The sequence below is a fragment of the Sporotomaculum syntrophicum genome (genome assembly GCF_009932395.1).
GTDB classification, from domain to species: Bacteria; Bacillota; Desulfotomaculia; order Desulfotomaculales; family Desulfallaceae; genus Sporotomaculum; species Sporotomaculum syntrophicum.
On the sequence record NZ_LSRS01000011.1, the window covers coordinates 18346 to 38210 of the forward strand.

20 protein-coding genes and 1 pseudogene are annotated in these 19865 nt (G+C 41.2%); 8 read left to right on the top strand and 13 right to left on the bottom strand.

Going from position 1 to position 19865, the window contains the following annotated elements; genetic code table 11:
• Position 1 precedes the first annotated feature (1 nt).
• A complete protein-coding gene (locus tag SPSYN_RS16290; protein ID WP_279279202.1) occupies positions 2-127 on the bottom strand; it encodes a hypothetical protein in 126 nt (41 codons plus the stop codon).
• 257 nt (positions 128-384) lie between these two features.
• Here SPSYN_RS16290 and SPSYN_RS15235 point away from each other — a divergent pair, with 257 nt between their 5' ends.
• The 5 genes from SPSYN_RS15235 (at position 385) to SPSYN_RS15255 (ending at position 6868) form a co-directional block, all read left to right on the top strand.
• Complete coding sequence (locus SPSYN_RS15235; RefSeq protein ID WP_341478897.1) at positions 385-1344, top strand: acyltransferase family protein; 960 nt, start codon at positions 385-387, stop codon at positions 1342-1344.
• Between the two features lie 158 nt (positions 1345-1502).
• On the top strand, positions 1503-1805 hold the full coding sequence (locus SPSYN_RS15240; RefSeq protein WP_161823343.1) for an iron-sulfur cluster repair di-iron protein, ric: 303 nt from the start codon (positions 1503-1505) through the stop codon (positions 1803-1805).
• 115 nt (positions 1806-1920) lie between these two features.
• Positions 1921-3774 (top strand): heavy metal translocating P-type ATPase, encoded by a 1854-nt coding sequence (locus tag SPSYN_RS15245; protein WP_161823344.1) that lies wholly within the window; start codon positions 1921-1923, stop codon positions 3772-3774.
• 72 nt (positions 3775-3846) lie between these two features.
• Positions 3847-4080, top strand: a complete 234-nt coding sequence (locus SPSYN_RS15250) for a heavy-metal-associated domain-containing protein (RefSeq protein WP_161823345.1) — start codon at positions 3847-3849, stop codon at positions 4078-4080.
• A 535-nt stretch (positions 4081-4615) separates the two neighbouring features.
• Positions 4616-6868, top strand: coding sequence for a PAS domain-containing protein (locus SPSYN_RS15255; RefSeq protein ID WP_161823346.1), 2253 nt, complete (start codon positions 4616-4618; stop codon positions 6866-6868).
• Positions 6869-7016: 148 nt separating this feature from the next.
• Here SPSYN_RS15255 and SPSYN_RS15260 read toward each other — a convergent pair whose 3' ends face one another.
• The 3 genes from SPSYN_RS15260 to SPSYN_RS15270 all read right to left on the bottom strand — a co-directional run bounded on the left by SPSYN_RS15260 (position 7017) and on the right by SPSYN_RS15270 (position 9751).
• A complete protein-coding gene (locus SPSYN_RS15260; protein WP_161823347.1) occupies positions 7017-7727 on the bottom strand; it encodes a hypothetical protein in 711 nt (236 codons plus the stop codon).
• Between the two features lie 63 nt (positions 7728-7790).
• Positions 7791-8126 carry a helix-turn-helix domain-containing protein gene (locus SPSYN_RS15265; RefSeq protein WP_161823348.1) on the bottom strand — a complete coding sequence of 112 codons (336 nt, stop codon included), beginning with the start codon at positions 8124-8126 and terminating at the stop codon, positions 7791-7793.
• 521 nt (positions 8127-8647) lie between these two features.
• Positions 8648-9751: a YkvI family membrane protein gene (locus SPSYN_RS15270; RefSeq protein WP_161823349.1), complete on the bottom strand. Its 1104-nt coding sequence runs from the start codon at positions 9749-9751 to the stop codon at positions 8648-8650.
• Between the two features lie 471 nt (positions 9752-10222).
• Here SPSYN_RS15270 and SPSYN_RS15275 point away from each other — a divergent pair, with 471 nt between their 5' ends.
• The 3 genes from SPSYN_RS15275 to SPSYN_RS15285 all read left to right on the top strand — a co-directional run bounded on the left by SPSYN_RS15275 (position 10223) and on the right by SPSYN_RS15285 (position 13120).
• Positions 10223-10462, top strand: coding sequence for a hypothetical protein (locus tag SPSYN_RS15275; protein ID WP_161823350.1), 240 nt, complete (start codon positions 10223-10225; stop codon positions 10460-10462).
• A gap of 148 nt (positions 10463-10610) precedes the next feature.
• Positions 10611-12275 carry a 2-oxoacid:acceptor oxidoreductase subunit alpha gene (locus SPSYN_RS15280; protein WP_161823351.1) on the top strand — a complete coding sequence of 555 codons (1665 nt, stop codon included), beginning with the start codon at positions 10611-10613 and terminating at the stop codon, positions 12273-12275.
• Positions 12272-13120, top strand: a complete 849-nt coding sequence (locus SPSYN_RS15285) for a thiamine pyrophosphate-dependent enzyme (RefSeq protein ID WP_161823352.1) — start codon at positions 12272-12274, stop codon at positions 13118-13120. The genes SPSYN_RS15280 and SPSYN_RS15285 overlap by 4 nt, the downstream gene beginning before the upstream one ends.
• A gap of 237 nt (positions 13121-13357) precedes the next feature.
• Here SPSYN_RS15285 and SPSYN_RS15290 read toward each other — a convergent pair whose 3' ends face one another.
• From SPSYN_RS15290 to SPSYN_RS15330, 9 genes and pseudogenes are all read right to left on the bottom strand, one after another.
• Entirely contained in the window at positions 13358-14059 is a 702-nt protein-coding gene (locus SPSYN_RS15290; RefSeq protein ID WP_161823353.1) for a cytochrome b/b6 domain-containing protein, read from the bottom strand.
• Positions 14052-14255 (bottom strand): hypothetical protein, encoded by a 204-nt coding sequence (locus SPSYN_RS15295; RefSeq protein ID WP_161823354.1) that lies wholly within the window; start codon positions 14253-14255, stop codon positions 14052-14054. Before SPSYN_RS15295 ends, SPSYN_RS15290 begins: the two co-directional genes overlap by 8 nt.
• Before the next feature lie 26 nt (positions 14256-14281).
• The gene (locus SPSYN_RS15300; RefSeq protein WP_161823355.1) at positions 14282-15079 is read right to left on the bottom strand and encodes a hypothetical protein; all 798 of its coding nucleotides are present in this window, start codon (positions 15077-15079) and stop codon (positions 14282-14284) included.
• Positions 15076-15765 (bottom strand): ABC transporter ATP-binding protein, encoded by a 690-nt coding sequence (locus SPSYN_RS15305; protein ID WP_161823356.1) that lies wholly within the window; start codon positions 15763-15765, stop codon positions 15076-15078. Before SPSYN_RS15305 ends, SPSYN_RS15300 begins: the two co-directional genes overlap by 4 nt.
• Positions 15758-16135, bottom strand: coding sequence for a GntR family transcriptional regulator (locus tag SPSYN_RS15310; RefSeq protein WP_161823357.1), 378 nt, complete (start codon positions 16133-16135; stop codon positions 15758-15760). Before SPSYN_RS15310 ends, SPSYN_RS15305 begins: the two co-directional genes overlap by 8 nt.
• Positions 16136-16441: 306 nt before the next feature.
• Entirely contained in the window at positions 16442-16603 is a 162-nt protein-coding gene (locus SPSYN_RS16380) for a hypothetical protein (protein ID WP_161823358.1), read from the bottom strand.
• 38 nt (positions 16604-16641) lie between these two features.
• A pseudogene (locus SPSYN_RS16125) lies at positions 16642-16770 on the bottom strand (phosphoribosylaminoimidazolecarboxamide formyltransferase); the annotation flags it as partial.
• Positions 16771-17401: 631 nt separating this feature from the next.
• Positions 17402-18073 carry an HhH-GPD family protein gene (locus SPSYN_RS15325; RefSeq protein WP_161823359.1) on the bottom strand — a complete coding sequence of 224 codons (672 nt, stop codon included), beginning with the start codon at positions 18071-18073 and terminating at the stop codon, positions 17402-17404.
• A gap of 163 nt (positions 18074-18236) precedes the next feature.
• Positions 18237-19460, bottom strand: coding sequence for a DNA cytosine methyltransferase (locus SPSYN_RS15330; RefSeq protein ID WP_161823360.1), 1224 nt, complete (start codon positions 19458-19460; stop codon positions 18237-18239).
• Positions 19461-19865: the final 405 nt, after the last annotated feature.

Below are 19865 nucleotides of genomic sequence, written 5' to 3' on the forward strand. Positions count from 1 at the left end.
GTCAGATGTTGCCTTCTGCACGGTCCACTGCATCGGCCTTCCCATTGGGGTGATTTCGGGGCTCAATCGATTCAGCTTTCGCTTCCAGCCTGCTAGTTTGCTGTCTACGCTTAGAGACGCGGATCACCCCGCGCCTCCCAAGACTCGCTATAGGTAGTTGGCTAAACTTTTCCTAGTGGGGTTCGCACCCACTATATGACACGCCATTTCTCGGACGCACGAACCGTCCCCTTGTGTTTGTATTGACCCATTTTGGTTTTCCTGTTAAATTATTTAAGTCCGGGGGTAATTATTTTGTTTATTCTGTTCCGGGTAGATCTCCGCTAAAGGGAGTAAAGGAGTGAGCCAAGCATCGAGCAGGCCAGAAAAGCACAAATAGATCTGCTGAAGGCGTTCGCCATAGTAGCTGTGGTACTGAGTCATTCGTATCCATTGCATGGTTATGCCTTGCCGGTGGTCATTTTTATAATCTTGATTGGTTACAGTACCACTCAGTCTTATTTAAGAAACGGGTACAATTCTTGGTTTGCGTGTTATCATTGGCCGCTATTAAAAAGACGCCTGGATAGAATTATGTGGGCTTATTTATTTACCGTGGCTCTGGAAATGCTGACCAGTTACCTATTAACCAGCTTTTTGCAAATCGGCAATTTTCAAGCCAGCTACTGGGTAAAAGAATTTTTTAATGGTGGTTCAGGCCCGGGAAGTTACTTTGTTCCGCTTGTGCTGCAGATTATTTTCTTCCTGCCCGTACTCTATATCCTGGCCCAAAAAAACGCTAATCTTATGTTAATCGGTGCCTTCGCCCTGAATATACTGTTTGAACTTGGCTGCTACTATTGGGCTATGCCCCAGAGTACTTACCGTTTTATCTTTTTGCGCTACTTGTTTGCCATAGCTCTAGGCATCTGGTTGGCCAAAGCCAAGCATATAAACTGGTACCTGGTTACTGCGGGGGCCTTGCTGAGTTTGCTTTATATCACGGGTGTTAGCTTTTATGACTTACGGCCACCGGTTCAACCCGACTGGTCACCGCAAAATGCGCCTGCTTTTTTCTGGCCGTTCATGGTTGTCCTGCTGGGACTTAAACTACTGCCCGAGCAAGCCAATGGCCCGGTAAAATTAATCGCAGCCCTGGGCAAGGCTTCTTACCACATTTTTCTATCCCAAATGGTCTACTTTTATTACATGGATTACCTGTTTGCCAAACTGCCCCTCGGCCTTTATATATTGATTAATTTAACAATTTGCCTAAGCGCTGGATATCTATTTTACCTGCTGGAGCAAAAACTGCGGGCGGTGTTAAATACAAAAAAAGAAGCGGGCTATGCAGTTTCACAATAAGCAGAAAACCCGTTGGTATGATTAATTTAACTCTAGAAGTGTGAGCTAGGTCATAGTAACCGGCTGGGAATTATGGTAAATTAGGAACAACAAGCATCACGCCAAGGGTCAAGGCTATGGAATTTATGATGGCTAAAAACAAGAAAGGAGGGGAGAATATGTCAAAACAATTATTCAATCAAGCTAAGGAAAGGCATTTTGAAAAATTAGAACAGTATGTACCGATTGTAGCACGAGTTCATGGAGATAATCACCCTGAATTTCATGAAGTTCATAAAGTATTCAATACAATCATCAAGAAAGCAAAAGAAGCAGGAGCAGAAATGCCTGAATTGAATGAAGAGTTTATCGAATTGCGTAAAATCACAGATAACTACAAAGTTCCAGGGGATGTATGCGAAGCTTATGAAGGAGTATACAACATGTTAGCTGAAGTGGATAAAGCGTATCAAGATAAATAGAATTATTATATTCCAGAAAGCAAGTTTAACAAATTGCTTTCTGGAATTATTTTTAATACCCATGCTAATAACAACGTAATGAAAACAATAAAATAGATAGGAGGTGGAGAATTAATTGCAGAAATTTATATTAGGCAAGAAAAATAACATAGCATTTATTAGTGGCGCTTTAATTATAATTGCCTTTACTAGCCATTACGCTTTTCATAATATCAATATCGCTATTTGGTCGCTGGTTATCGCATCAATTTTAGGAGTTACACCCATTGCCATTCAAGCGTATCAAGCATTAAAAGTAAAAGTAGTCAGTATCGATGTTTTAGTTACCATCGCAGTAACCGGAGCATTTTTAATTCAGAACTTTGAGGAATCAGCTATTGTTACCTTCTTATTCTTATTTGGAGCTTATCTAGAGCAGCGTACCTTGAATAAAACACGTTCGGCGATTAAAGAGCTAATTGAAATGGCACCGGAAAGTGCTTTGAAGCAAACGGAAAATGGTGAATTTGAAGAAGTAGAAGTAGACGAAGTTGACGTGGGCGATATTTTACTTGTTAAAACCGGTGCAAAAGTTCCTGTTGACGGTACAGTTTTAACAGGCGAAGGCCATATTAATGAAGCAAGTATTACCGGTGAATCTGTGCCGGTAGGCAAAAAGAAAGGTTCCCAAGTATATGCCGGAACGATTTTGGAAAATGGGACCATCCAAATTGTTGCTGATCGTGTAGGTGAAGATACCACTTTTGGTAAAATTATTGAGCTTGTTGAGGAAGCACAAGATTCAAAATCAGAAACCGAACGTTTCATTGATCGTTTCTCTAAATACTACACCCCGGCCGTTTTAGTTATCGCTTTTATAGTATGGTTATTGTCCCGGGATTTTGAGCTTGCCATTACCATATTAGTTTTAGGATGCCCGGGAGCATTAGTTATCGGTGTACCTATTTCCAATGTGGCAGGCATTGGCAATGGAGCACGCCATGGTGTGCTTTTAAAAGGCAGTGAAGTTATTCACGATTTTAGCAAGGTTGATACCATAGTATTCGACAAAACAGGTACTTTAACCATAGGAAATCCTAAAGTAGCTGATAAAGAAATTTATGCCGAAAACGTTGATGAAGTATTTGCTTACCTGGCCAGTGTTGAAAATGAATCGGATCATCCATTAGCTAGAGCAATTGTAGAATATATTGGAGATACAAAGTTATATACAGTTGAAAAAACAGACGTTGTAAAAGGTGGCGGAATTGTAGCTCATATAGACGGGCATAGGGTCGCAGTTGGTAATGTTGCCCTGTTGGAACAAGAAAATATTCCTTTAAATGAAAAAGCCCGGGCAGATATTGCTCGATTTGAAGCAAACGGGAACTCACTTGTTCTAACGGCAGTTGATGGTGAATTAAAAGTACTAATGGGTATTCGTGACCAAATTCGTCCGGGTGTAAAAGAAGATCTGCAAAAACTAAAAAAATTAGGTGTAAAAAATCTCATACTTCTTTCAGGAGATAACCAGGGAACAGTTGATTTAGTAGCAAATGAACTGGGATTGACTGAAGCTCATGGACACATGTTACCGGAAGATAAATCGGCATATATTGAAGAGTTACAGGCCAAAGGTCAAATTGTCGCCTTCGTTGGCGATGGAGTAAACGATAGTCCTTCACTGGCTCTGGCCCAAATTGGCATTGCCATGGGAGGCGGTACAGACGTGGCAATAGAAACCTCGGACATTGTCTTAATGAATTCGGATTTTAGCCGCCTGCCACACGCGTTGGGTTTAACCAAAGCAACAGCTCTTAACATGCGCCAAAATATTGTTATTGCAGTGGGAGTTGTCATAATCCTGCTGGCCAGCTTAATCTTCAGTGAATGGATGAACATGTCCATAGGTATGTTAGCACACGAATTAAGCATATTAGTCGTAATTTTAAACGGTATGAGACTCCTTGGTTACAAGTTAAAGTATTGATATAAATCAATCCATAGTAGATAATAGTAGTGTACACCTGTAAATAATATGAAAAATATAGGAGAGATGAGCATGAAAAAAGCAACTATTCAATTGGAGACATTAACTTGTCCAACATGTATGCTGAAAATAGAAGGCGCTGTAAAAGCTTTAGACGGTATTGATAAAGAAAGTTTAAATGTATCATTTAACTCTAGTAAAGTAAAAGTAAACTTTGATGATGAAAAAGTATCCATAAAAGATATCGAAAATGCTATTGATAAAGTAGGATATGAAGTTAAAAAAACTCAAGTAAAAGAATTATAAAAATAATGAACAACCCGCCATAATGGCGGGTTGTTTGTTCGGCATAAATCTCCAAAAATAGCCATTCCTAGTTTTTACAGACACAGTTTCGTGAACAAAACTTAGATTTACATAAAGTTTTATAAACTTGCCCTAATTCCCGATTTATTCCACGTACCTATTGACATGGGGGCCACTGCACCCTCTAGACTACCTTTTATTAGGCGGAAATAAATTGTTACCGATTTCCGCCTTCGAGATTGTAGCAGAGGGTGCCCCCCATATCAATAGGCTCTCGCGGCATAAAAACTGTGTGGCTCTTAATAAAAGCTTATAGCTCACGACATCTTTGGTGCATAGTTCTTTGACTACGGCTGTATAAAACCAGCCTTCTGCTGTCCAATTATAGGCTATAAACAACACATTTAGACAAGTTCTCCGAAGGATGAGATTAAACTTTTGTCTAATAATAACCCCGAGTTTAAATGTCAAGAGGGTGAAAATTTTGTTTAACGCGGTGGAGGAAGTTAATGGGATAAGAGGTGCTAACAGCAGCTTGATCGAAAAATATGGTGCCTATTTGACTGAAAATATGATTAAAGATATTCAAAAGCTTGAAGTTGAAAATACAAGGCTTAAAGAAGAAATCGGAAATAGGGAAATACCTAAAGCTGCTTTAAAAGTCTTACTAAAATATGCAACCTCATCAGTAGCCATCATGGATAGCAATTATAATTATATTTGGGTTAATATGCCGTTTGCACAAAAAGACTCTCGTAGTGTAGCTGACTATCCCGGTCATAACCACTTTGAATTCTATCCTTCCGATGTAAAAGAAGTTTTCGAACAGGTAGTTAGAACAAAAGAAGTTTACAAAGCTTATAATTGGCCTTTTACTGATGCTAATCATCCAGAACTAGGAGTTACTTATTTTGACTGGACACTAGTACCAGTGCTTAATTTATCAGATGAGGTCGAGCTATTAGTTTATTTTCGAAATGATGTGACTGAACACGTCAGAGTTCAAGAAAAACTGGTTGAAAGCCAAGAACGTTACCATACCATATTTAATAACAGCCTTGACGCTATTTTATTAGCCATTCCTGGTAGTACTATACTATCAGCTAACCCTGCAGCTTGTCATATGTTTGGCAGAACCGAAGAGGAGTTGTGTACTGTTGAGTGGAATGAACTCTTTGACATTGATGACCCAAGAGTTTTACAAGCCTTTAAGAAAAGAGGAGAGCTAAGAAGTTTCACCAGTGAAATGACACTGTTACGCAAAGATGGAACGAAATTTGACGGTGAAGTAACATCAAATCTATTTAAGGATAAAAATGGCCAAATTTTATCCAGCATGATTGTACGGGATATGAGTGAACGCAAAAAGACAGAAGAAGCCCTTCGATTGTCCGAAGATAAATTCTATAAAGCTTTTCATCATAATCAAACCATGATGGCTTTTATTAGGTTAAAAGATGATGTGTTTATAGATGTGAACAATAGCTATGCAAAAGTATTGGGTTATTCCCGGGAAGAGATGATAGGTAAAAATGTTTTTGAACTGAGCATCTGGGCGGATCTGGAAGAAAAGCAAAACTTGCGGAAACAGCTTGCAGAAAATGGTTGTGTCAGGAATACTGAATTGAAATTTAGAAGTAAGTCAGGAGATATAATTTATGTGGTTGCAACTTCAAATTTATTAGATATAGCGGGTGAAGAATGCATACTTGCTTCATTAATAGATATTACTGAACTCAAGAAAACAGTAGATGATTTGCGTAAATCAAAAGAACTGTTCAATAAAACCTGTAATGCTAACCCACTTATAATGGCTATATTTTCAGCAGAAGATTTTAAAATTATGGAAGTCAATTATGTCTTCGTACAAAAATTTGGTTATACCCGGGAAGAGTCGATTGGATTAACAGCAGTTGATATTAATATCTGGTTAGATATTAATGATCGAAAGAGATACTTAGAAGAGCTTGATAAAAATGGCTTTATTGAAAACTATGAAACAAGGTTTCGTAACAAATCAGGTGATATATTAAATGTTTTGCTAACAGGATTTTACACCACGTGGAATGATGAGCAATGTATTTTTACTATTGTTAATGATATTACAGAGTTAAGGCATTACCAGCATGAAATGGCTCGTTTAGATGGTTTGAACCTGGTGGGAGAGATGGCGGCCGGCATTGGGCATGAAATCAGGAATCCGATGACCACTGTCCGGGGTTTCCTACAGTTGCTCGGGGAAAAGGAGAGGTATGCCACAGACAAGGAATATATGAATTTAATGATTGAGGAACTGGACAGGGCTAATTCAATTATTACAGAGTTTCTTACACTGGCCAAAGACAAGACGGTCGAATTGAAAAGGCAAAGTTTAAACCAAACGGTTAGGACAATCTTGCCCTTGCTCCAGGCTGACGCCATGAAACAGAATAAAAGTATCGAAGTGCATCTTGGTGAAATACCCAATGTGGTTATTGACCGGAACGAGATTAAACAGCTTATCATTAACCTGGTCCGCAACGGTCTGGAAGCGATGCCGCCGGGAGGCATATTGTCCATCAAAACATTCAAGGATAACGATGGAGTAGTTTTGGCTGTACAAGACCAGGGTAAAGGTATTAAGCCAGAGGTACTGGAGAAAATTGGTACACCTTTCTTTACCACTAAAGATACCGGTACAGGGCTGGGGCTTGCTGTGTGCTATAGTATAGCTCAGAGACATAATGCCAGGATAGACTTTAAGACTAGTACCGATGGGACAACGTTTTATGTAAGATTTAATCTGTAACTATATCCCTGGTGGTAGCCACCTTCTTTTGTATATTTTGGCAAGAGTCTGACCGAGTTCCGCATGCCATGAAAGATTGGGCAAACGATAGCCGGCCATTATGAATAGATGCTTCTTTAACGAAGGCCGGCAGCCCGGTCTGTCTTGCTTAGCGGAAGGGACTTTTCCTAACTGCCGAAATATACAGGTAAGGGTATTCCCGACGTAGATATTCCATATAATCAACCCATTCGATTATTAAACATCTATAGGCCCTTAGAATATCAGAGGTTAAATGCTCAAGGTCGTTTTGGGATAACCCCTGCAGGTTTCTGTCCTGAAGCTCGTCCGCAACATGAAAAACTGCCCACAGCATATCCGTAAAAGAATCGTGTTCCAGCAGGTTGGAATTTTGAAGTAAGCCGATCATAAAAGATTTTTTATCAATTAGTACCAGTCCCAGGCTTGCTAAATGTTCCGGTGTGATATCCATCTTAAAATTAAACTCATTAATGCTTTTTTTCAAAGTGTTCATATTTTTCCTATTTAATTCCGGTATATCGATTGCCCGGCATAACTCATCATAATTTTCATTGAGTTTAGAGAGCATGGACAATATCGATGTCCCTAATTCAGAAAAGAAAGCGCTTGTAACGACATTAATCTTTTTTAAATTCTGCTGTTTTTGGGCCATGTTTAAAAATTTATTTAGCAATAAAGTAACTACCAGGGCCTGTATTGGTAAAAAAGCCAAATTCTGCAATATTAAAAAGAAAGTATGTTCAGGGTCATGGAAAAATAAAAATTGGAATAAATAAATGCCTGCAGATGATAATAAAAATATCAAAACTATTAAACCATAATTTACTATCTTTGTCATAACGGACACCACCCCTCCATTCCACATTCAATACTCTACCTCTGCTCCGCTTTTAATCTGCAATTATTCAACATTCTCAACATCTTCAAATAGATCATCAAACGAAGCTTTTAGAATGTTTAACATCTTCTTTTTCTGAGCATCGTTCATTTTTTTGACAGCTCTTTGGATGACGCGAATTTCCGGTTCGTCATCAATTGCTTTATTCAGGGCAAGTAAATAATTATAATCCAGGTTTAGCCTTTGGGCTAAGGCTTTTAAAGTAGCGTTTCCCGGGGTGATACCATCTTTTTCAATTCTGGAAATAGTAGCATTACTTATTTGAGTGTCTCTTGCCAATTCACGTTGGCTTGAACCTTTAGCCTGCCTTTTTTGGGCGATATACCTTCCTAAAGTCATAATAGCACCCCCCCTTCAAAAAGTAGCCAATGGTGAATATAGTGCACTTTCCAGGAGCTTTTTGTCTCTAATACCATAGGTTCCACCGGTAGTTCGAATAAGCTTATCGTAAATATCCAATACGGTACCCAGCTCTAACCATTTCACTGGCCAGTTCCTTTAACGCCGGTTTGTATTTATCAATAATTTGTTCGGCAGCTTTTAGCTGTTTGTTTTTGCCAAAAACTAATATCTCCCTTAATAATTCATCATAACTGACAAAATCCTCTATTTGGGTGAAATAATTTTTGCGTAATCATTGGACACCTGTTAACGGCAAAGCCATTTTTCATGCTTTACCGGCAATCGATTTAAGCCATCTTTATAATAACGCCATTTGGGCATGAATTTAATCACTCCCAAAAAGCATCTAATGAACCTATTATTATAATAGTAGAATATATTGGTATTTTACTGGCCTAATGTACATAAATATTTTTATGGACAAGATGCCAGGGGGTGTAAATTTACTACCATGTCTTTCATTTGCCACAAGAGAACCGCCCCCTTGTGTTGCAACAATTCTTTTTTGTCCCTTTCCATACAACGCATCCTATAAAAATCAAACCAGCATATCCTATAAACGGATAAAATACGTTTATTAGTTTACTAAATGAAAATTGACCTATTATAAATGCAGCAATTCCTATAGCGATGGCAAACATTCTGTTTTTCCAGACATTCTCAGCATAAAACCGGCTACAAACAGTCCACATCATGGTTGAGCAAGCAGAAAAAATTCCCAGAACAAGGATTACTGAAAACATTCCGCCAAGTACGTATGATATTTTACATGCCAGATAAAGTGTTGGGATTGCCAGATTCGAAGTTTCTTTTGCATTTAACATGATTGCCGTACTCATGATAGCCAGTGCAAGTATAAATACAACTGCCCCCAGAGTGGCTCCTAATCTTGCCTCATTTTTATCAGTTGCTGATTTTCCTAATGCTGTATAAAATGTACTGGCCGTTAAGAAACACAATGATAAATACAACATAGCACTTAATATCCAGTTAGGTGAAGCTTTTGATAGTTCTAACGTATCTTTATATTGCGCTATGTCTGTAAAATTTCCAAAATCCCTCACTACTGTTACAGCGCCGACAAACAAAGCAAAAATGATTATGACCGGACCAATGGCAGAGACAATCTTAACGAGTTTTTCAAATCCAACCAGATATGCACCAACAACAATAAATGCCATCAAAGCTGAACCTAAGTGTCGATTCACACCAAAGTATTCAGAGATTGTAGAACCAGATGCAGAAATCATCACTGATATAATCAAAAATAGTGTTACAGGTATCAGCCACGAATATACTGTTCCCAGCTTTTTCCCGCAGTAATATGTAAAATGCTCAAATGTATTGTCCTGATGTTCATTACCAGTTGCTAATAATATCTGCCCCAAAATCAGAAAGCCAATAAGGTTCAATATTATGATGCCATAACTGACATATCCATAACTTGAAAAAAACTGTAATATTTCCTGCCCTGTGGCAAATCCCGCACCAATCAGAAACGCAATAAATGCACCTGCAATCCTTATAACTGCTTTGGGATTGCATTTCTTATGTTTGTCCATCTATTCTCCATTTTCCCAATCCCTTAATGAAATTTAACTGTCTTCATTATACTATAGGTGGGTATGCTTTTTGTGTTTTTTACCTACTTGCATTTATATAGCCATTCCTTTCACTTTATTCAAGATACAAACGGCATGAAATAATTTTAACCCGATAAATCTAACGCTTATAGGCCGATTCGACAGTATAAAACAAAATATCAAAAGGAATATCACAAAGCATTGCGACTTTTTGGTATCAGGAAAAACGAGCTTGTGAAGCAACCATTAATAAAGCTTATTCCAGCGGGTATTGATATTAATGAAAACGTTTTTGGCGATAATCTGCTCGTGGGGATTTCAATTTAAATGAATTTTTAAATTTTAGAAAATTTTCTTAAATATCTAAATATTGAGAAGGATATTTAGGTGCGACATAGAAGTAGTACAAATAAATTTTTATACTATACGAAAATGAGGGGGGTAACCTTAATGAGAGCAATTGAACAAAAGGCTAACGATTTAGCGTCTGAACCCAAACCGGAAATGGAATTAAGAGTGAAGGTCATTTATTCCTTTGACGAAGGCACCACTCCAATCTGGACACTTGAAAATATCCAAGAAATGGTCACTAATCTTATTGAGACCACCAATCGCCATTTGAAAGACTCAGGTTTACGACTGGTTACTTCCTTGCAACAGGATGTGGAAATCCATGAATGCCGTTTATAATTCAGTAACTCTAAAGGAGTTCGAAAATTGCTAATATTGATACAAAGAACAAACTCCTCAGCATAAGTTCTTCCACTCAAATTAAGTAATTATTTTACCGGCTAAGCTAAGTTTCTTGGACAATACTTTTTTAGAAAGGAGTTTTTCTATGCAACAGATCTCTGTGCTCGCCGGCGGTAAAACAGGCTATGGTATCGACAGTGCAGGTTTAATAATCAGCAGGCTTTTCAGCCGGTTGGGCTATCAAGTCTACATGAACAACGATTATCCTTCACAGATCCGGGGTGGGCACCAGTTCGTCATCGTCCGGGCAGCTACGCATAAGATAGCAGCCCACTCAGACCAGGTGGATGTGGTACTGGCTTTTAACCAGGACGCCCTAGACCTACACCAAAGCAGCCTCAAGGACAATACACTGGTGATCTACGATTCGGCTAAGGTGCAGGTTGACGGCTTGCCACAGTCCGCCTTTCAGGGATTGGACGTTGGAGGTATCCTGAAGGCTGAAAACGGTTCGCCGGATATGGACAGATATTGCATGATCGGCGGACTCTGCCGGGCTCTGAACATCGACTTGGGACTCTTGGAAGAGCTGCTCCGAAAACATGATGCCAAGTTGTGGGAGCAAAAGATGAAGGTTGCCCGCCAGGGCTATGCACGAACCCAACAAGTGACGACCCTGGAACAGCTCCTTCAACCTGTTCTGCCGGTATTGAATGGTTGCCAAGCCATCGGGCTCGGCCTGCTGAAAGCCGGCTTGCAAGCCTATGTGGCCTATCCCATGACTCCTGTTTCGCCAATTCTGGAGCTATTCGCCTGCTTAGAGCCCGAATTCGAGCTTCAAGTTGTCCTGCCCGAGAGTGAAATCGCAGTGATGCTGATGGCCACGGGCTATGCATATATGGGGGTGAAGAATGCGGTGGGCACCTCCGGCGGCGGGTTCAGCCTGATGGTAGAAGGTCTTAGCCTGGCCGGCCAGGCCGAGCTGCCGGTCGTGGTGGTGTTGGGACAAAGATCCGGGCCGTCTACCGGCATGCCCACTTACACCGCCCAGGCAGACTTGGGTTTTGTCCTAACGGCAGGCCACGGCGAATTCCCCCGTTTGATCGTCGCTCCCGGCGATGCGGAGGAAGCCTATTATTGGTCAGGCGTAGCCTTGAACAAAGCCTGGCAATACCAGCTGCCGGCCTTTATCCTGGCCGACAAAACGCTGTGTCTCAATCACTACAGCTTTGATATTAAACAGGCGCCGGAGCTGCATGAAGAGCAGCCTGTGCTTTGGGATGGGAAAGATCAATATAGACGTTACCGGCAAACGGATAACGGCATCTCGCCTTTGGCCTTTCCCCCGCTGGCGGGCCAAGTAGTCAAAACCAACAGCTATGTCCACGATGAATTCGGGATAATCAGCGAAGAACCGGCCGTAGCAAAAGCCGCAACGGATAAAGGTCTCTTGAAGGAGCGATATTTGGCCGAGGAACTACAGGCTTGGGAAACGGTAAAGGTTTACCATGAGGGGGTTTGCGCCCTCTTGTGCTGGGGTTCAAATAAAGGGGTCTGCCTGGAGATTGCCCAACAATTAGGCCTGAAGTTAATCCAGCTGGTGGTGCTGGCCCCGTTCCCGACCCAGGCATTAAGGGACGCTTTGCAGGGAGTCGAGCAGCTGATCAGCGTGGAAGGCAATGCCAAGGGACAGCTGGCGATACTATTGCAACAACACGGGTTTCAGGTGGACAAGCAAATTCATAAATATGACGGCAGGCCGTTTTCCCTGGAGGACTTGGCGAATGCTGTGTGGGAGGCGTTAAAATGAGCCAACTGAAAACAACTGCACCGGTGGCCTGGTGTCCCGGCTGCGGTAACTTTGAAATTATGAACAGTTTTATAGCTGTTCTGGAAGATATGCGCAATGAGGGTTTCCCTTTGGAGAATATTATTATGGTCAGCGGAATTGGCAACCACGGCAAGATCGTTGATTATGTGCAGATCAACAGCTTTAACTCTATCCACGGCAGAGCAATCCCAACTGCCGAAGCCATCAAACTGGCCAATCCGGACACCAAGGTGGTTTGTTTTGTGGGGGATGGCGACACTTATGCTGAAGGCCTGGAACACTTGCTCTTTGCTGCCAAACGCAACATCGACATTACGGTGGTGGTGCATAATAACCGAACCTATGCACTGGCTACCGCCCAATTTACGCCAACCACCCAACAAGCGTACAAAGCCAGTACGATGCCTTATGGCGCCAAAGAAAGCCCCTTTAACCCGTTGGAGCTGCTGCTGGTCAGCGGAGCAACCTTCATCGCCCGCGGGTATCCGGTAAAGAAAGAACACTTTAGGAAATTATTAAAAGATGCCATCGCTCATCGAGGTTTCTCTTGCATTGATACGCTGCAGGTGTGCGTCACCTTCAACAATCTGTATGAAACCTACAATAAGCATGTAGTAGAGGTTGAAATCGATGACCTGACCAACTTCGAGGAAGCGCTGCGGGTGATCAGCAGCTGGGACTACCGCACCTCCGAGGTTCCGATCCCCATCGGTAAGTTCTTCGAGGTAAACCGGCCGGGTTATGAAGATAAGTTCACCCGCTTCCCACCGGTCCCGGAAGATCGGACGGTCGAACTGCTGCAGCTGCTGGACAGATTCATTTGACGGGGATGTCCGGATGCTCATAACCCCTTAGTTACCATTGTTTTGGGAATCCCACCGTCAAATTTACCACTGTCATTAACTCCTGCAATAAAAATTCCACCACCAGAATTCCAAAATGATGATGCAGCTACTGAGATCTTATTCTTCAAATTATTAAGTGGACCTTTACTTGATTTATACTTAATAATAATGCTTAAACCTCGTAGATTTACCCATTTTACTAACCCCTTTCCTGGCCTACCGTGGGACTCTCCATAGCGAATGGTGTTTATCTGTGTATGCTTTGGAAACTCGGCCATCCCGTAATACCCGGGCTGTATCCGGATTGACGAAAAGCGAAAGAAAACCATGTCCGATGACCATAATAGTCGCTACGCATCCCAGCAGCCCATGAATGCACCAGAACAGCTCCTTTCTGCCGGCAGGACTATGAGAGCCTTGTTCCATAATAATGGAGCTGACCAGCAGGCCAATCAACACCAGTAAGATCGACCAGTAATACACCTTCTGGCCAGCATTAAATCGCCCGGCCGCCAGTGGTTTAGGATCATGTGATAAATATCCGCCCAGCTTTAGCAACCAAGGCCAATCATACTGCTTGAACAATGCGTCGCGAACCCATCCAAGTAAAGTTATCAAAGCAATAAGGAAAAATATGACTCCTAACATGCCATGAAATGGACCTAAATGGCCCAGTGTAGTGCCAAGAACAATTTGCATAAAACCAGTCGCTGCCAAAGTCAGGAACCCGAGCAGCATCAGCCAATGGGATATCCATTCCCGGATCCCGAATCTACGCACCAGGGTACCTGGGCCGATACCTTTATCCGATACTGTATGGGGTCCGAAAGTTATATAATATAGCAGGCAACCTGCTATGGGTAGGCTGATAGATGCGATCCATACCAGCAGCTTGTGCGATGCGTAAAACTCAATCATTACTACCATCTCCTTTGTTAGTTTGCTCCGCATGGTTGTGGATGATGAAATATTCACGGTAGGCTTTGGCCGTGAGCAGACCTTTTACTTTTTCCAATCTGGAATAAATCTCCTTGAGGGGCGGATGCTGTTCTTCGTTGTCCCGGTGAATTATCCGGTCATGAACCAGCTTGGCTTCCGTGCGTGCACACCGCAAAAAGCCGCCGTCCCCGCGTGTTTTGGTTATTTCAATTCCGTTTTTGTGTCCAGCATTCGAGCAATCCAGATAAAGGCAATTGCGCAAAGAATGAAGGTAAAAATCATCTCCGGATCCAGCCCCAGGATGCTTCCGGTGAACCAACCGACCTGCTCTGCGAAAAGCATGTCAAATAGCCAGCTTAATGAGATGCCTGCTACAGCTCCGGTTAAAAAGGTTACAGGCACTGCACCCTTTATTTTGTGCCGGATCACTGCATAGAGGGTAAAAAAGAAGTTGACAAACACAATGATTGGCATAAAGCCTACGGCTGAATTCAGGATGTATTTGGCAATTTCCAGGAACAAACCGGAAGCCATTTCGGGACTTTCCAGAATATATTTAAGGTTACTATCCAAATGGAATTGGACGTTAGGAGGGGCCGCCATTTTGATCACCGTGAAGGTCAAAAAGGCCAGTGCTCCGGATAAGCTGATTCCCGCCAGAATATAAAGAAAGTACACAATGTATTTGGCTAAAAGCCTTTTCCAGCCCGGTTCAGGAATATATGCCTCGAATACGGCATGCTTGTCGTTAAGATCATGGTAGAAGAGTGTTAAACTGGAAATAAACGGCGCAACGAAGGTTAATATCATGAGTATTGCCAAACCGATGAAGCTGACGATACCTAGAATCTGCAGCAGCAACGGCATCTCCCAGTTGATTCTTTGGCCGCTGAAATAACCTGTAACCAGGAAGAACGTCGCAAAGATCAGAATAGTGATCAAGGACCAGAGTACATTCTTTTTCAACTTCTTGTATTCATATTTTAAAAGAGCCGTCATCTGCGGTACACCTCCCTGTAAAGTTCATCCAGTGACATTTTCTTTTCTGCTCTGATTGTTTCTACATCGCCTATATAACGGATCTCACCGTCCCGGATAAAGTAGACTTCATCCAGCAGCCGCTCCAGTTCATTGATCAAATGGCTGGTAACGAGCAAGGTACTGTCCTGAGAAAATCCAGAGGAGATCAGCCGGAGAATTTCCTCCCGGGCTACCGGGTCCACTCCATCCAAGGGTTCATCCAAAACGATCAATTTAGCTTTTCTGGAGATGGCCAGGGCCAATGCATATTTACTCTTCATTCCCTTTGAAAGACTGCCGATCTTCATATCAGGGCTCAAATCCACTTCCTTCAAAAGCTGGTGGAAGCGCTCCATGTCGAAATCATTGAAGAAACTTTCATAGGTGTCGGCAGCCTCCTGTATGGTCATGCCCGCAGGCATAAAATCTGATGTAGTCAGTCCCGAGATATGAGCCTTCAAAGCCGGTGAAAGTTTTTCTCCATCGATGCTGACACTTCCGCTGTCTGCTCTCAATTCGCTTACTAGAATTCGGAGCAGTGTCGTCTTGCCGGAACCGTTGGGTCCCAGAAGACCCACAATTTTGCCCTGTTCCAGTTTCATCGTGGCATTATTTAGCGCAGTTTTTCTTTGATAGCTTTTCGAAACACCTTGGATATCAATCATGCTGTTCCCCTCCTTTTGGCCAGGCATTATCCAATGCCTTTAGCATGTCGTTTTTCGAGTAACCGAGCTTTTGTATTTCCTCAATGAAGTTCTCGATGACTTTTGCTGCTTCCTCGCTCTTCAAGTCTTCCAGTAATCCAGGCTCCCTTTTTACAAAGGTTCCGATGCCGCGTTCCGAATAAGTCAAACCCTGTTTATCTAATTCCATGAACACCCGCTGCACCGTATTGGGATTCACCTGATATTGCTCGGCAATCTCCCTCACCGACGGAAGCTTATCTCCCCCTTTTAATTTTCCGCTTATCATTGCTCCTTTGATTTCCTTAACGATCTGCAGGTAGATTGGAATGCCGTCAACAAACTTATACAATATGTCATCACCTCACTCCTTACCCATTAGTGTACTATTATTGTAGTACACTAATACAATAATTTCAACTGCTTTTTTTGAAAATAGCGTAAAAAAATACAGCCCGCCAAAGGCCTGCTAATCCTTGGCGTGCTGCTTCTAATCAGTTATTAGGTTTTTATTATGCGTTATATCAAGGGCTTATTGTTAATTTATGCTGTGCCGATTGAGTTAAAAATTTATTAACTGGTTGAAAGAAAACGGACTTTGGCTGTGTCCATATAATTAGGGGGAAAATATCCTGGACAGTGATTGATTAACTATGTATTATCGAGAAGTATCCTGGTGGACGATGTTAATCGCCTTCACCTTCTCCGCTGCCATCAGCATTATTTTCGGCATACTCCCCGCCAACAAAGCAGCCAAGATGAACCCTATCGAAGCATTGCGGAGGGATACATAAGATGAACAAATACCTACTCTCGGCATTTTATAATCAACCAGCATAAGAACCGTCTCCGTGGCAATTAATGGTGGAATAAACGAATTCCTGTAAAGCACATGGTCATACCATATATGTTACATGTTTCAATAACACGATCATCACGAATCGATCCACCTGGCTCGGCAATATATTTAACACCGCTTTTATGGGCATTTCGGAAGGTTTTCACCAGCCATAAGAATCGTCCCCGTGGCAACCTAACTGAAGTTTCATAAGTTCCTTATTAAAAACATTATCTTCTTTTATAATATTATCAAAATCTTTTTCTCATATACCACCCAAAACCTTAGACAATTAAAAATTAGAAGTTTTTGAACAGATTTGTGTCTTGGTGACGAATCAATTTCAAATACGGCAACTGGAACAGAACTACTATCTAACCACGCAATTTCTATTTTACCGTTGTATCCGTTTGACCTAAAGCCTTCAACTACAAATTCAGTCCTACCAAAATAACCAAATTCCCAGGCTAACCAGCAAATTCTATTTTGAATTAAACTATGGATTACAGACTTTTTCACAGGTCCGTTAAGTGTTTGTTTAAGTAATAAGCCGATAACTCTCAAGCTATCTCTTGCCTATTAATTCATTAATATGGTTAATATAATTATAGTTGATAGTTATAAATTAGGTTTCTTCTCCTCTATCAGCTATTATTTTCTATGTGTAACCCTTCTGCTGTACTGTGCTTTTAAGAAATTAATAAGACTAATTGTCCATTTTTTGGGCTCAGCCCGGCTATTGGAGTAGAATATTACTATTATCAATTCCTACACATCAGATCAAAGTTTAACACTTTGTTCAATAAAAAGTTGACACCTGGTATTTACCGGGCAGTTCCCGCACCTAGGCTTCCCCCTCCCTTTACAAACTAATGCACCAAAGTCCAGTAAGGCGTAATTAAACTCAACAAAACCGCTTTCTGGCAATAACTGCCACGCTAGATTTTGAACTTCTTTATTGCGTCTTACATCCCGGGGTCCATTTAAACCAAAAAACCTTGAATAGATACGGGAAACATTCGTATCGATTACAGGAACTCGCTCCCCCAGGCAAAAACAAGCAATTGCATTGGGAATGTATATACCAACATGAGGTAATTCTCTAATCTCATCCAAAGACCGGGGTAAACCTTTCGTTACTAGCACTCTTGCAATATCTGTTAATACTTTCACCCTTTGCTTGTATAGTCCAAGTGGTTTAATTATATTTTCAAGACTAGAGGTAGGACTTTCTAACAACTTTTCTGGTCTTGGAAATGCACATAAAAACTCAGGATATACCTTTAAAACTTGGGATGCAGTCGTTTTTCGTAATAGTAGCTCGGCTATTAAACTTTCGTAAACACCTATACCGTGGATCCTCCACGGGAATAACCTATAATTATTATTACCCCATAAAAGCAATTGGTTAGTAAAAAACTTTTCGTGTCCATAAGTAAAACCTCCCGGCATGATGCCCTTTCATAACTTAACAACTTACTGGCATCATTAAATTGTTCCCCTAAATCGCAAGCTGGTATTCTAAAGCATTTTACTACTGGTTTATATAAAGCGAAGAAGCACCGGCTTTGCTTGAACGTATTATTAATTATTGTTTCATCTATCTCTAAAGTTTTTAAATCGCTTGCAAGCTAGTTTTTTGAATGCCTAAATATAAACTAATTGTTCTTTTAACTTCTGCAGCTATTAATTCAACAAGCTTTACCGGTACTCCATTACCAATGGCTTTAAATTTATTAGTTAATGACATGTCGCTAGGCAAAACAAAAGAATCTGGTGCCGTTTGCAATCGTAGCGCTTCCCGGACGGTTAACCTTCTGGGTTCAACAGGATGAAGGTGCACTTCGTTATTCCCGTATGCCACAGTTGGGCTAAACCGGAACCTGTGAAGCCTTTTAAACGACTTCCGTCGAGTATCGCCTTCATTGATTTGATAAAACTTATACGATTTTGGATTAAAGTATTCAGCCTGGTTTGGCGTATTTGGAGTTAACCCCTCAAATGCACTAATTATACACAAGTCTTTTGCTATAGCCGGTATACCATACTCGTTAAAAACTTCTGAAATAGTTAAATTCAATTTCGTTTTTTCCCTAAATGGCCATTCCAGCGGCCAGCTAAATTCCCTAGGATCATGATTATACATTTTTCGTGGCCACCTAAAGACCAGTCTGTTATATATTTTATTGGAAGGATCAATGTTACGAAGCTCGTCAGTGTCTTTAAAAATTAAGCCTTGGCACACCAGCTTTTTTATAACATCATTGCGAAATCCTACAATAAAAACACGGTGTCTGTTCTGGGGAATGCCAAAATCCAAAGCATTTATAACATCATGCCAGATAGTATAATCTATTTTATTAAAATTTTTAATTAATTGCATATAGGCCTTCTTGTGTTTTTTAGTACGTAACAGGCCATCAACATTTTCAAAAACAAAAAAATCTGGTTTTAGCTCCCGGACTTTTTCAAAATAATCGTGAATGAGGCGCCCTTTTTCCCCAGTAACTCCCTTGTGTTTACCACCGTTTGAATAATCCTGGCATGGCGGGCCACCTATTATACCAACAAAATCCCCTCTAACCTGTTCACGAATTGTATCTGGTTCTACTTTAGTAATATCTACCCCGTCCTCAGGTATAATATATAGCCGATAACCAGAGTCAAGTGTACCATTACTTTTAAGGGTTTCTACGTGCTTGCCTAGCGCGTAATTATAGGCTTTAATAAAAGCGGGTTCTATTTCGCAACCCCATACTATTCCGAAACCCTGGTTAATAAAACCACAATCCATTAACCCCGCTCCTGAATACAGGGATATGACCTTTATGTAATCCATAGTTTAAAACACCTCATATTACAAGCAAACCAAGCCTTCTTGCCTTGGTTAGTTTCGGCAAATTTATTAATAATTCCTTTTTTTAAAGAGCTCTACCCTGAAAATACGTTACTGCCGGGTTTGGGCGTTACCTTCCGTTCACTAGCGGCCCTTATATTTGAACGAGCTCAGCCAGCTCCGGGCGCTCTAACTGATTCAGTCGCTGTTCCTCCACCTCTTTCGCTCCTTGAATGCGACCGATACGTTCTCTCCAGGTAACGCCCAAACCCGGCTTTTCATCCTCTGCTTGTACCGCGCCAGCGGTATGTGTGTCTTAGTGTTAGAAAATGCACCTACAGTGCTCTACTTTTACATTAAATGACAACCAGTGTCGCGTACGCAATAAGAACCGGCCATTTTCTTTGA

Coding starts and splice junctions, on each gene's coding strand:
- SPSYN_RS15270 (WP_161823349.1), bottom strand. CDS start 9,751: ATGGACAAACATAAGAAATGCAATCCCAAAGCAGTTATAAGGATTGCA.
- SPSYN_RS15300 (WP_161823355.1), bottom strand. CDS start 15,079: ATGACGGCTCTTTTAAAATATGAATACAAGAAGTTGAAAAAGAATGTA.
- SPSYN_RS15325 (WP_161823359.1), bottom strand. CDS start 18,073: ATGCCGGGAGGTTTTACTTATGGACACGAAAAGTTTTTTACTAACCAA.
- SPSYN_RS15260 (WP_161823347.1), bottom strand. CDS start 7,727: ATGACAAAGATAGTAAATTATGGTTTAATAGTTTTGATATTTTTATTA.
- SPSYN_RS15285 (WP_161823352.1), top strand. CDS start 12,272: ATGAGCCAACTGAAAACAACTGCACCGGTGGCCTGGTGTCCCGGCTGC.
- SPSYN_RS15330 (WP_161823360.1), bottom strand. CDS start 19,460: ATGGATTACATAAAGGTCATATCCCTGTATTCAGGAGCGGGGTTAATG.
- SPSYN_RS15265 (WP_161823348.1), bottom strand. CDS start 8,126: ATGACTTTAGGAAGGTATATCGCCCAAAAAAGGCAGGCTAAAGGTTCA.
- SPSYN_RS15280 (WP_161823351.1), top strand. CDS start 10,611: ATGCAACAGATCTCTGTGCTCGCCGGCGGTAAAACAGGCTATGGTATC.
- SPSYN_RS15290 (WP_161823353.1), bottom strand. CDS start 14,059: ATGATTGAGTTTTACGCATCGCACAAGCTGCTGGTATGGATCGCATCT.
- SPSYN_RS16380 (WP_161823358.1), bottom strand. CDS start 16,603: ATGCCGAGAGTAGGTATTTGTTCATCTTATGTATCCCTCCGCAATGCT.
- SPSYN_RS15275 (WP_161823350.1), top strand. CDS start 10,223: ATGAGAGCAATTGAACAAAAGGCTAACGATTTAGCGTCTGAACCCAAA.
- SPSYN_RS15240 (WP_161823343.1), top strand. CDS start 1,503: ATGTCAAAACAATTATTCAATCAAGCTAAGGAAAGGCATTTTGAAAAA.
- SPSYN_RS15305 (WP_161823356.1), bottom strand. CDS start 15,765: ATGATTGATATCCAAGGTGTTTCGAAAAGCTATCAAAGAAAAACTGCG.
- SPSYN_RS15250 (WP_161823345.1), top strand. CDS start 3,847: ATGAAAAAAGCAACTATTCAATTGGAGACATTAACTTGTCCAACATGT.